This is a genomic window from Pandoraea aquatica (assembly GCF_902459565.1).
GTDB lineage: Bacteria > Pseudomonadota > Gammaproteobacteria > Burkholderiales > Burkholderiaceae > Pandoraea > Pandoraea aquatica.
The window spans coordinates 271,660-284,493 of the sequence record NZ_CABPSN010000002.1 but is presented as its reverse complement, the minus strand read 5'-3'; the positions used below and the strand labels follow the sequence as shown (position 1 = coordinate 284,493).

The following is a 12,834-nucleotide window of genomic DNA, read 5'->3' as shown; positions in this document are numbered from 1 at the left end:
GTCAGAACATCGATTGCGCGTATTCGCCCGCTGCATGACCGATTTGCAACATGCCGCCGACGGTGAAGATGATCGTCAGGCCGACGAGCGCGAGCAGCACCGAGCGCAGCGTGGCCGAGCGGGCTTTGATACGCTCCGCGACCTCCTCGATGGTCATCAACCCGATCTTGCGAATCCCGGCGTCGAAGTTGGTCCGCCCCGAGTACTCGACAAGACGATCGAACACCTCCTCGTTGAAGATGCCGGTATCCATCGCCTTGATCATGCTGCGTTCGCTCTTGAGCGAGGCCCGCATGCGCAGCAGATGCCAACGCAACCACGGCGACGCGCGCGCGAGCAGCAAAGAGACCGCGTCGAACACAGACGTCTTCGCACTCGTGAGCGCGGCGAGCGCCACGAGAAACTCGCCTGCGCGCACGTCGCGATACACGGCGTAGGGGCCGAAGTTGTCGAAGCGGCGACGCAGCGGCCCCGTCCACCGGCTGAACGAGAACGACATCAGCAAGACAAGCGCGAGCGGCAGGCCATAGAGGAGCGGCCACCAGTTCGCGACGAAACCCGACATCGCGTAGAGACCCGCGCCGACGAGCGGGAATTTCTCCGGCGGCATGATCTCCGTCATGATCGGCATCATGCCGTACGCCACGCCCAACTGAATCGCAGCAAGCAGGACCGACATGAAGATCGGCAACGCCACCGCCCCCGCAATGGCCGCACGCGTTTGCTGCTGAAGCGTCACCACACGCGCGAGAAAGCGTAGCGTGCCGGGCAGATCCCCCTTCTCCCCGGCCGCAATCACGACGAGGTCTTCCTCGGGAATCGTGCCTGCCCACGACTTCTGCAGGTTCTTCGAACTGGCCCGGTCGCGCCATACGGCGTACAACGGCGCCATCGGATTACGCCGCTCCTTCGCCCGTGCATAGCGACGCGAGAACAGTTCGAACGGGTTTGCCCCGTCTTCGATGGCGTCGGCGAAGTCGCTGTAGAACTTGGCGCGGGACTTGCGGAACTGGCGCTTGGCCTTCGTCAGGCCGGGATACGGATCGCGCGCGGGAGAGAGTTTGGAGAGCAGACGGTTGGCGGCTTCGATCATGGCGTTCGGTGCTGAACATCGGAGGGGGATTTACGCCGGCATCGGCGCGCGATGCGTGCCGCTAGACGACGGCGACGCTGGCGAGGCGGCGCGTCGACGCGGCGCTGAGCGACGTCGATTGACGGAAATGAAATTTCTTGAGCTTGCAGAACGCAGCTTCGATATCGTGCGGGTCGACCAGCCCCTGCGACATCTTGTACATGGCGTGTTCCATCGCGGACTTGCCGGTCATGTTCGGGCTGGTCAGGTCGCCGTCATGACAGGCGCGCCAGTGACGCTCGGCGTCCCAGTAGTGCCCCTCGCGCAGCAGGTCCAGCAGCTCGTCGGTCAGTTCGCACACCTCGGCCACGACCGTCTGCCCGCTCGTGCCGCGCCCGGCACAACGCTCACAGCCCGGCCCCTCGACACAGATCTTCGACGTATCGATGCCGAGCGCACCGATCACCGACAACGTCGCCGCGTCGATGAGTTCCGGAGCGTCCAAGGCGGCGCGCTTGCAATGGGGGCACAGCACTGGAATGAGCTTTTGATAGACGATGGCCGTGAGGAAATTCGGTGAGGCGACGGCCGAGAGCGGCATCCCGATTTCGTCGCTGACCAGCCGGGAGACGATGCCGAATGCGCTCGACGCATGCACCGTCGATAGCACCTGATGGCCCGTCTCCGTCATCGACTTGGCGAACGAGCCGGTCTCCGCATCGCGAATCTCGCCCGGCATGAGCTTGTCGGGATCGCCGCGCAGCAGCACCTTGGCCGCGGCACCGAAGGGCGATTCACCCGGCCCGTCTTCCGCGCGTCGCTGAATCGGGATCTGCGTCATATGCGGCTGGATGTACTCGACGGGATCCTCGATGGAGAAGAATTTCTTGCCCGAAGCGCGCTCGTAGGTCATCAGCGTGCGCAGCGTCGTGGACTTGCCGGAACCGGTCTCGCCCGCGATGATCGTGAGACCCGGGCTGCGATGCACGGCGTCTTCCAGGATCTCGACCTGATCGTCGGCGTAACCGAGCTGAGCCAGAGTGAGCACGTCGCCGTCCGTTGCTTCGTTAATCAGCAGACGCAGCACCACATCCACGCCGCGATTCTCCTTCACGCTCTGGAAACGCAGTTGGTACTTGCGCTGGCGGATCGTCAGCGGAATCGAGCAGCTCTGATGCTGGGCGTCGTCGAAGTGATTGTGGCTGCGGCTGCTCGGATCGGCGCGCGAGTTATAGGCGGCCGAGACGGCGTCGAGCATGGCGTGATAGTCGCGGGCGAGACGATCGCTCTCCGCCGACACGCGCAGCTTGCCGTGAATGCGCATGCGCACCTGCACGTGACGTCCCTCGCGAAACTCGAAGTGGATGTCGGACGCCCCCGCCTCCACCGCGCGCTCGATGATCAGATCGAAATTGCGATACGCGCCGGTGCGCTGCTCCCCCATCTGGCTGCCGCCGTCCCCTTGCTGCTGAAGACGCGACTGCATCAGCAGGATCTCTTCGGTCGTGCCGACGTAAATGCCTTCGAGGTCCAGCCGGTGTTTGGACCGCACGGCGCGGTCGAAGCGTTCGAGCAGATCGGAGCCCTGCATGCGCACGAATGTGTTGTGTTCGAGCAGGACGAGATACAGACGCGGTTTCATCGCAACGAGCACCAGCGAGCCATGCTCCGCGCCTGCGAGCGTAATGCCGAGGTCTTGCCGCCAGCCGAACGTCTGAATGTCTGACTCGCGCAGATCGTCGATGGGACGGACGATGGCGCGCGAGTGTCCACGTCGTCCGAGGTGCGCCAGCGTGGCGCGCAGCCACTCAGAAATCGTCGCCATGCGCCTGCCCCGGAACGCGCTGACTCGTTTGCGTGGAAGACGACGGCACTGCGCCAAAGGCATTGGGCAACAGCAATCGCTGTTGCCGCGCGCCGCGTCGAATGTCGACGAAATCGTCGCCGATCTGCACGACCTGCCAGTGCCCAACCTTGTCACCTTTCGTCACGTTGCGTCCGAACTTGCCGTCTACGCGCAGATACGCGACGGTGGCGTTCTCCACGCCGTAGATGAATAGTAGCTCCGGCGGTCCATCGGCCTGTGCGGCTTTGGCGGACGCCGATGTCTGCGCGTCCCCTGCCGTCTGCGCTTTGGCTTGCGCCTGTTTGGCGTCCTGCGCCTCCTGCGATGCCTTGAGATGCGCACGCGCGAAGGCATCGATCGTCTCTTCGGCATGGGCATTCGTCGACAGTAGCGTCGCCGTCGTCCATACGGCACTACGGAGCAACTTAGTGAACATAGTAGGTTCCTTGTGCGGAGAAGACGGGCTTGCCGTCGTCGATGACGATCTTCAGCTCGCCGAGAGACATGTTGCCTGCACGCATCATCAGTCCCGCGACGGAGTCGAAGAACGCCAGATGCCCGGCCATCTTCCATTCGCCTTTCGAAATCGGCGGCGGTACGTCGGCGCGCGAGGCGGCCCCCGGTGGCGCCGGCACCAGCGGCTCGGGCATCGTCAGCGCGATATCCATGCCGTAGTCGCCGAGCGCTTGCAAGCGCGCCCCTGCCGTGCGCAGGAACTGATTGCGGGGGATGGGTGCGACGCGGGCATCGCCGTCGTCTTCAAGCGCCTCGATGGAGGGTGTGCCTGTCGGTGTGCGCGCTTCGTTTTTGGCCGCACCAAGCGATGCGACGACCGTGCTTGCCGTGGTGGCTTCGTCTTCGGGAAGTGTGACGATTTCCGTCGCGTGATCGAGATCGACAATCTGCGCATGGGGACGTTGAGACAGCAGCAAATCGAAGGTGCCGCCTTCCAAACGCTGCCATGCGATCTCACAAGTCCGTGCCTTGCAGTCGATGGATGCCGGCCGCCATCCACCGGCATTCGCGGGCAGTTGCTGCACCGCGCGCTGCAAATGCCTCGCGTACGACGCACCGGTGGAGAACGATTCGGCGGCGAGTGCCCGCGTCAGCGCCTTCTTGTAGGCCTCCACAGGGTCGACGCGATTGGCCGCCGCGAGTTTTTCGCGCTGAGCGCTCTCGTACCATTGCCACCCCCCGTACGCTGCGCCGACGACGACCGCGAGCAACGCCACCACCGCAGCGGCGATCTTCAACTGACGTGTCGGGAGCGACTGACGCACCGGCTTGATGCGTGTCTCGGGCGCGGCATCGCGAACTGCGGCGGCGGCGATGTCGTCGAGCGTGAGGATGACGTCGGCGTGCGGCAGATCCGTACGCATCACCCCCGCGACTTTCACCGGGCCTTCGACCTCGGCCGTCCACTGATCGAGACGATGCTTCAACTGCGACGCCGGGATCTCCAGATCCAGTTCGGGACGATGGTCGCGCAACGTCACGAACACCGCCCTGGCGGGGTCATCGGGGTCCGGGTGCATGAAGGCGACGTTCGGCCCGTCGACCAGCGTGCGCAGCACCGCTGCCAGCGCGTACCGTGCCGTGGCGGTGGTTTTCCCCGCCGTCTCCGTCGCCCCGGTCGCATCATGCAGCGAGACCAGCCCGACAGTGCGCGTGCCCGCCCCGTCATCGGTGACGGTGAAGTGTGAGGCGTCTCGGCTGCGCGCGAGGCTACGGATCTCGGCCATCTCCTTTTCGAGACCGATCAACGTCTCCCATTGCACGCCGATCACGAGGTGGTTGGACAGTGCGCGGCCCATCTCACACGCCCTCGGTCAGTTCCGGCGAGATCATGATGACGACCTCGTTCACGTGCTGATTCGCCTCTTTCGTGCCCCCTTCGTAGTTGAAGATGCCGTCGCGCTCGGTGTTGTCGTCCTTGCGACGGAAGCCACTGAGCACCAGCGTGTCGCCCGACTTGAGCGAGGCGCGCTGCATCGTCTGCACGGACGCCGTGATGGGCAACTGCATAAACGTGCCGGCCCCGAGACCGTCGTCGTCGCGGCGACGGTCGTCGTCACGGCCGCCGATATCGATGCTCGCGCCCTTGCCGTCGATATCCGCGCGCACGTTCGGGCCGTTGCCGCCACCGGCCCCGCCTGCATCGCTGCCGCTCGGCGCTTCCTTGCCGGTGCGCAGATTGATCTTGTCGAGCTTCTTCAGGTCCGACATATCGATCTGCACTTGCAGCATCACGCTCCGGTTATCCATCAGCGTGGGCAACAGGTTCATGACGAACCCCGTGGTGAGCACCGATTGCTCCGCCGTCACCACCGCCTGTCCGCCGTAATTCCCAGGCGTCATCTTGGTCTGTGCGACGAACCCCCGGTTCTGCGTGACGGCCACCGGCGCGGGCTGGTTGTTCAGCGTGACGACGGTCGTGTCGATCACCGTACTCACGCGCCCCTGCTTGCTCAGCGCCTTGATGAACGCCATCGATCCGGCCAGACGCCCGTTCGGAATCGTACGGATGCCCAGCCCGCCCTTGCGCGTCATGAGCGCGCCGCCCAGCGCCGGGCCACTCAGGCCCGCCACGAAGCCGCTCGCGGATCGATAGACAAGATCCCAGTCGATGCCCGCTGCCGAGTTCTCGTCGAGCGTGACGGAGTAGACCTGCACGCGCAGCTTCACCTGACGGCCGAGCACCGCGTTCTCCGATTCGACGTATCGCGCCACGCGCTCGACGACATCGGCCGTATCGGTAACGACGAGCGAACTCGTGACGACCGATGGCGTGACGCGTCCGCTCGGCGAGAGCATGTCGGTGACGGTTTTGACGAGATCCGCCCAGTGGTCCAGTTCGGACTCGACCGTGACATTCGCGTCGGCATTGAAACTCAGATCGACGCCGCCTGCCGTCGAGCCGCCACCGTTGCTGCCACCGGATGCGCCGCGCTCCGCCTTCATCTTGGACGCCTTGCCGACCGAGGCCGTGTAGGACGAACTCCCCGGCATCATCTTGATCTGGAAGGTCCGTGTAACGTATCGCGCGAATTGCACGACGCCGTCGCGATAGGACCAGTGCGTGCCGGATCGATGCGCAATGGTATCGAGCAAGCCGGACAGCGAGCCGTGATACTGCAACGGCACGGCAGGCTCGCCGCTTTCGGTGCAGTTGGTCTGGAAGCGTTGCGCCACGGCTGCGGGCCCGCCGCGTCCGCCACGCCCGCCCGGACCGACGCCGACCGACGCACCGCCATCGCACGCGACATCGGACGCCATGCGAATCGTCAGTCCGTTGCCCCGCGCGACTTGGGCCAGCAGCACCGACATGGGAAGCGGTGCGCCGGTGGAAAAGCGCACCTGACGCGCGAAGAACTCGGGCAGTGCGATCGTCGCGTTGACCGCGACTGATTTTCTTGACAGCCAGGCGCCATCGACATGTTCGATGGCGCCTATGGGGGCTGCTGTGTGTGTGTCGTTGGCAGCGCGCAACGTCTCGCGCACTTGTGTCACGTTCTCGTCGGTTTTCGACAGCAGGCCCGGCGTGCCGCACGCTGTCAGTAACGTGATGGCGCACAACACGCCGAGATGCTTTCTCATGAATGACCGCTTCCGATGGTTGGCCGTGCGCGGGGCACGGCGGAAGTTATTGTGTGGCGTGCACGACGCGCAACACGCGGTTGGCCTCGTAGACCTTGACGCGTATCGGTGCGTCGGTGTTCTGCAACGAGCGCACGATCTGCTCGACGATGCCGAGGAAATCCCCGCGGAACGTGGCCGGATACTCGATGGGAAAATCGCGCTCGATCTCCCACGCGAGTTGCCAGCCATTGCGCTCGGCATATCGTCGGACGGCCTGAGAGACGCGGCCGTCCGACGGCTGTAACGCCAGCTCGATGGTCGTGGATACCGTGGGCGATGGGGGCGACGGTGTTCCCGCGGCCCCGCTCGCCGCCACCGCCTCAACTCGGCGTTGCGCGTTGTCGATGACGCCACGGTCGAGTTGGCGAGCGTCGCTCACATCGTTTGCGTCGTTTGCATCGGGCACGGGCCCCGCGCCGACGCGACCGATCTGCCCGCCCTGGCGACTATCGAGCGTTTGCATCAACGGCTTGTGGCTCGCGAATGACCAGGTTGCTTCGGTGCCTGGCGTCGCCTCGAAAGCTGTCGCCGAAGGTGCCGCGATCATGAACATTGCGGTCATCGTCACGGTTCGCATTCCGGAAGGATTCATGTCGTGTTGGCCTTTGGATCAGATCCCCGTGAATGCCTCTCAACCGGCGATGGTGAATTCGAGCTCTGCCTGCGTGACGTCGTCGCTCCCGTTCTTCTTGCAGTACTCGTTGATCTTGTCGAGCGACGTTGACTTGCCGTCCTTGATCGACTGACTGTTGATCGAAAGGGTCGCGAAGAGCCCGTTCATCTTGCTGGCGAACTCCTCGCATTGCGCGCTCGGATAGCCGATCGACTTCACTTTGACGCCACTGGACGGATACGACTTGCCGTCTTGAGGCACGAAGGTGACGGCACCGCCGAAGCGATTGAGAATGGTTTGCGTACCGTCGGGCCGATTGAAGGGCTCGGCAATCGCCATGTCGCGAATTTTGTCCGGTGCCGTCGTAGCAATCAGCGTTCCCGATGCCACCGCGTTCTGCACCGCCAGGACCGACATCTGCCAGTCCTTCATCTCCTGCGACAGCTTCACGCTGTTCATCAGGCGTGGCACACCGACCATCGCGCCGGCCATGATCAGGCCCATCACGGCGACGGCGACCGAGAGTTCCACCAGCGTCACCCCGCGCTGAGCGCGCTTGTTCATGCGCGTGACCAGCTTCTGTTTGATTTGCGCGATGGCGTTCGCGTCTGTGAATAGATTCATTTTTCGATTCCGAGATTTGAGGAATGGGAGAGATTTAAGGAAACGACGTCACGATCCGAGAGACTCGTTCGCGACGACTGGGGCGATTTATGCCCGAATGTGCGTCGTCGCGTTGTCGCGTGCGTCGCGCAGCTTTCGCAAATTGACATTCGTCGCAAGCATGAAATCGCCCATTCGTGCGCCATTTCCGATACCTCCGGACGCGCTTCGACAGTCGCGAAAATCGACGCGAAATCGGCGTGAAAACAAGGCAGGCTGTGGATACCGGACGGCAGAACGCCGTCGGCGACTTCAACTGAAAAATCGGAATGTGACTAAACGCAAACCAAGGGCCTACAAAAGTGTGCGTAAACGTCAGGAATCAGCGGATTCACAAGCCAAATTGCATGACTTGCGTGGCAATGAGGATGGGCTTTGCCCGGAGAGAGGGGATCGACGGCGCGCAGTCGGCAGAAGAAGCCGATGCGCGCCGTCGGTGTGGTCAGCGCTTAGTCATCGCTTAGTCAACGCTGGGTGGGCGTGACTCGTCTTGTGCATATTGACGTCGGTGACGTCATGACTGCCGTCTTGCTCGCCGCCACCATCGTTCGCCGCCTTGTCACCGGGCAGCACGAGCGGCCCCTTGCCAGCGAAGCGGTCGAGATACAGATAGATGACCGGCGTGATGTAGAGCGTGATCACCTGTGAGAACAACAGCCCACCGACGACGGCCAGACCGAGCGGCTGGCGCAGCTCCGCCCCCGCCCCCAGCCCCAACGCAATCGGCAACGCGCCCATGAGCGCCGCCAGCGTCGTCATCATGATCGGACGGAAGCGCAGCGCGCACGCCTGACGGATGGCCTCGGTAGGCGTCATGCCGCCATTACGCTGCGCATCGAGCGCGAAGTCGATCATCATGATGGCGTTCTTCTTCACGATACCGATCAGCATCAGAATGCCGATCACCGCGATAAGCGACAGATCCATGCCGAACAGACGCAGCGTGATCAGCGCCCCCACAGCGGCCGACGGCAGACCGGCCAGAATCGTGATCGGATGGATGTAGCTCTCGTACAGCACGCCGAGCAGCACGTAGATCACCAGCAACGCACCGACCAGCAGCACCACCTGACTCGACTGCGACTTCTGGAACGCAGCCGCGTCGCCGCCCCAGCTCGTAATGATGCTCGGCGGGAAACCCAGTTGCTGCTGGAAGCCCACGATCTTCTTGGATGCGTCGCCCAGCGCTGCGCCCGGCGCGAGGTTGAACGACAGCGTGACCGCCTGCAACTGGCCCTGATGGTTCACCGACACCGGTCCCATCTTGCGCTCCACGGTCGCCACGGCCGAGAGCGGCACCAGCGCACCGCCCTTGCCACGCACGTAGATCTTGTCGAACGCGCCTTCGTCGCGGCGGTCGTTATCGTCGGCCTGCAGAATCACCTGATAGCTGTCGCTCGGCGTGTAGATCGTCGACACCTGACGCTCACCGAATGCGCTGTAAAGCGCGCTACGGATATCGCCGATGGCGACACCGAGCGTGTTCGCCTTGTCGCGGTCGATGGTGAGTTGCGCCTGCAAGCCCTTCATCTGCGCATCCGTCGTCACGTCGCGGAAGATCGCATCGGCACGCATGAGGTTCATCAGCCGGTCGGACCACAACTGCATCTCGCCGGGCTTCACGCTCTGCATCACGTACTGATAGCGGCTCTTGCTCTGCTTGCCGCCCAGTTGCAGGTTCTGCACCGGATTGAAGTAGACGTTCAGCCCCGGCACCTGTTTGACGTCGCGCCGCAGGACTTCGAGCACTTCGCTCATGTGCGGTCGCTCCCCGTGCGGCTTCAGGTTGATGAACATGCGGCCCTGATTGCTGTCGTTGGCCGACACGATCACGGTCTCCACCGCCGGATTCGCTCGGATGATGTCGCCCGCCTGACGCAGCAACGCCGACATCGCTGTAAACGAAATGTCCTGCGCGCCTTCGGCCGTCACCTGTACCTGCCCGATGTCTTCACTCGGGAAGAAGCCCTTCGGGATGGTGGCGAACAGTACGCCCGTGGCGATGAACGTGGCCCCCGCCGCGCCGATCACCCACTTGCGGTGCGCGAGGCACCAATCGACGCTGCGCACGTAGGCGTCCTGCACCCACACGAAGCCATCCTCGAACCACTGCGTGGCGCGCAGGCCCAGACCCTCATCCTGCTCGTGCTTGAGATAGCGGCTGCACAGCATCGGAATCAGCGTGAGCGACACCGCCGCCGACACCAGAATCGCAAGCGACACCACCACCGCGAACTCGTGGAACATCAGCCCGATCACGCCCGGCATGAAGAAGATGGGGATGAACACCGCCACCAGCGAAATCGAGATCGAGAGAATCGTGAAGCCCATCTCGCGCGAGCCGACGAGCGCCGCACGCAACGGCGGCACGCCGTTCTCGATGTGACGCACGATGTTCTCCAGCATCACGATGGCGTCGTCGACCACCAGACCCACAGCGAGCGTGATGCCCAGCAGCGAGATGTTGTCGATCGAGTAGCCCATACCTTTCATGAGCGCGACGGTGCCGATCAGCGACACCGGCAACGACATTACCGGAATGAGCGTGGCGGCCAGACGGCGCAGGAACAGGAAAATCACCAGCGTCACGAGAATCACCGTGAGCGCGAGCGTGAACTGCACGTCGTCGATGGACTCGCGAATCGACACCGAGCGGTCGTTGAGCAGCTTGACCTGAATCGACTGCGGCATCTGCTCCGCGAGTCGCGGCAGCGCCGCCTTCACCTGATCGACCGTTGCGACCGTGTTCGCATTCGGCTGACGCAGCACCGCGAGCACAATCGAGCGCTCGCCGTTCACCCAGCTCCCTGTCTTCACCGATTCGACGCTGTCCTGCACATCCGCCACATCGCGCAGATACACCGGGCTGCCGTTGACGCTGGCGATGATGAGGTTCGCGAACTGGTCGGCCTTCGTCATCTGACGGTTGGCCTCGATGGTCAGCGTCTGACGGCTGCCGTCGAGCGTGCCTACCGGGCTGTTCGCGTTGGCCGAGGCGAGTGCACGCGCCACGTCGTCGAGCGTGAGCTTGCGTGCGGCGAGCGCGTCGGGGCGCGCCTTCACGCGCACGGCGAAGCGCTTCTGGCCGAAGATCAGCACCTGCGCCACGCCGGGCAGCGTGGAGAGCGTGGGCGAGACGAGGTTCTCCGCGTAGTCGTCCAGCTCGGCGAGCGACATCGACGGCGAGTTCATCGCGAGGAACAGAATCGGCGCATCGGCCGGATTGACCTTGCGATACGACGGCGGCGTCGTCATCTCTACCGGCAGCTTGCGCTGCGCGCGGAACAGCGCCGCCTGCACGTCGACGGCCGCCGCGTCGATATCGCGGTCGCTGTCGAATTCGATGATGATCGACGTGGTGCCCTGCGTGTTGGTCGAACTGATGACCGCCACACCCGCAATCGTCGAGAACTGCTTTTCCATCGGTGCCGCAACCGATGCGGCCATCGTCTCCGGACTCGCGCCCGGCAGTGTCGCCGTGACCTGAATCACCGGCGAGTTGTAGCTGGGCAGGGCCGAAATCGGAATCTGTCCGTACGCGATCAGACCGGCAACGACGGCCGCCACGCACAGCAGGATCGTCATCACCGGACGGCGGATACAGAGTTCTGAGAGGTTCATGGCGCTTTCCCTGAGCCGCCGCCAGCACCGGCACCACCTTCGCCCGCCGCAGCGCCTTCGCGCGACGCCACGATCGTCACCTTGTTACCCGGACGCAGGTTTTCTGCGCCCTCCTGCACGACCTTCGCCCCGGCCGACACGCCGTCGACGACCGCGAGCTTCGCTTCCACATAGCCGACTTTGACCGGCTTGGCGGTCACTTTGCCGTCGCCGCCGATCACATAGACGAACTTGCCGTCCGGTCCGGTCTGCACCGCTTGCGGCGGCACCACGCTTGCCTGCTTCAGCACGCGGCCGATGACGGCGACGTTCAGATACATGCCGGGCCACAGCTTCGCTTCCCGGTTGTCGTACGCGGCTTTCAGGCGGATCGTGCCCGTCTGCGAGTCCACCGCGTTGTCGATGAAGCTGAGCTGACCGGTGACGTTCACGCCGGTGGTTCCGAGCGTGGCCGTCACGGCAACCGGGCCACCCGCGCGCGCGGCCTGCAATTCAGCCAGCGCCCCTTCGGGCAGCGTGAAGCTGATGTCGATCGGATCGAGCTGGGTGATGCTCACGAGCGCTGCGCCGCCCGGTGTCACCAGACTGCCCGGATGCACGTTGATCGCGCCGGTGCGTCCGTCGATACCCGCACGGATCTGGTTGTAGTCGACGGCCACCTGACTGGCTGAAATGGCCGCACGGTCGGCGGCGACCTGCGCAGTGAGGCTGTCCACGCCGCTTTGCGCCGTATCGAGCGCGCTTTGCGAGACGAAGTGTTCTGCGATCAGCTGTTTGGTGCGTGCAAGCGTGCGGCGAGCGTTGGCGAGGTCGGCTTCGTCCTTTGCCAGTTGCGCCTGCACCTTCTTGAGGTTCGCTTCGTCCATACGGGCGTCGAGCGAGAACAGCAGTTGCCCGGCTTTGACGAAGTCGCCTTCCTTGATGTGCACCTGACGGATGGTGCTGGAGATTTGCGGGCGGACGTCGATGGTCTGACGCGCCGTCACCGTGCCGTTGGCGATGAGCCGCACGGGGACGTCGCGCACTTCGACCGTCGCGGCCGTGACGGACGGTGCAGCCGCCGCCTTGACGGTCTTCTCGGCACCGCGCGAGCGCAGCCACGTGGCCCCGCCGGCGATGACCGCGACCGCAATCAGTCCCACGATCCAACGGCGCGATCCCTTGGAACCCTTCGTCCCCTTCGCACCGTTCCCCGGCTGGCCGCCATGCCCGTGGGCAGCCGCGTCCCCCGGCAACGGCCGGCGGGCGTTCTCGTCACTCATCTTCTTCCCCGTTTCCCCATGCGACGCCGACGCTGGTCGAGCCCCCGCCCTCCCGGCCGCGCCTGTTTCTACTGATAAAACAGCCATGACTTACCGTGGCCGTTCACTGCTTGCCCGT

At 64.1% G+C, this 12,834-nt stretch carries 9 protein-coding genes; all 9 read right to left on the bottom strand.

Annotated features, from left to right (window positions below; genetic code table 11):
- Position 1 precedes the first annotated feature (1 nt).
- A complete protein-coding gene (locus PAQ31011_RS06720) occupies positions 2-1,093 on the bottom strand; it encodes a type II secretion system F family protein (RefSeq protein ID WP_150575108.1) in 1,092 nt (363 codons plus the stop codon).
- Positions 1,094-1,154: 61 nt separating this feature from the next.
- Positions 1,155-2,897: a GspE/PulE family protein gene (locus PAQ31011_RS06715; RefSeq protein ID WP_174989998.1), complete on the bottom strand. Its 1,743-nt coding sequence runs from the start codon at positions 2,895-2,897 to the stop codon at positions 1,155-1,157.
- On the bottom strand, positions 2,881-3,354 hold the full coding sequence (locus PAQ31011_RS06710) for a hypothetical protein (RefSeq protein ID WP_150575106.1): 474 nt from the start codon (positions 3,352-3,354) through the stop codon (positions 2,881-2,883). Before PAQ31011_RS06710 ends, PAQ31011_RS06715 begins: the two co-directional genes overlap by 17 nt.
- The gene (gene pilO2, locus PAQ31011_RS06705; RefSeq protein ID WP_150575105.1) at positions 3,344-4,732 is read right to left on the bottom strand and encodes a type 4b pilus protein PilO2; all 1,389 of its coding nucleotides are present in this window, start codon (positions 4,730-4,732) and stop codon (positions 3,344-3,346) included. Before pilO2 ends, PAQ31011_RS06710 begins: the two co-directional genes overlap by 11 nt.
- A gap of 1 nt (position 4,733) precedes the next feature.
- Positions 4,734-6,515 carry a secretin N-terminal domain-containing protein gene (locus PAQ31011_RS06700; protein WP_150575104.1) on the bottom strand — a complete coding sequence of 594 codons (1,782 nt, stop codon included), beginning with the start codon at positions 6,513-6,515 and terminating at the stop codon, positions 4,734-4,736.
- 46 nt (positions 6,516-6,561) lie between these two features.
- Positions 6,562-7,119 (bottom strand): toxin co-regulated pilus biosynthesis Q family protein, encoded by a 558-nt coding sequence (locus PAQ31011_RS06695; RefSeq protein ID WP_246179479.1) that lies wholly within the window; start codon positions 7,117-7,119, stop codon positions 6,562-6,564.
- A 69-nt stretch (positions 7,120-7,188) separates the two neighbouring features.
- Entirely contained in the window at positions 7,189-7,794 is a 606-nt protein-coding gene (locus PAQ31011_RS06690) for a pilus assembly FimT family protein (protein WP_150575102.1), read from the bottom strand.
- A 492-nt stretch (positions 7,795-8,286) separates the two neighbouring features.
- Complete coding sequence (locus PAQ31011_RS06685; RefSeq protein ID WP_150575101.1) at positions 8,287-11,454, bottom strand: efflux RND transporter permease subunit; 3,168 nt, start codon at positions 11,452-11,454, stop codon at positions 8,287-8,289.
- The gene (locus PAQ31011_RS06680; protein ID WP_174989994.1) at positions 11,451-12,716 is read right to left on the bottom strand and encodes an efflux RND transporter periplasmic adaptor subunit; all 1,266 of its coding nucleotides are present in this window, start codon (positions 12,714-12,716) and stop codon (positions 11,451-11,453) included. Before PAQ31011_RS06680 ends, PAQ31011_RS06685 begins: the two co-directional genes overlap by 4 nt.
- Positions 12,717-12,834: the final 118 nt, after the last annotated feature.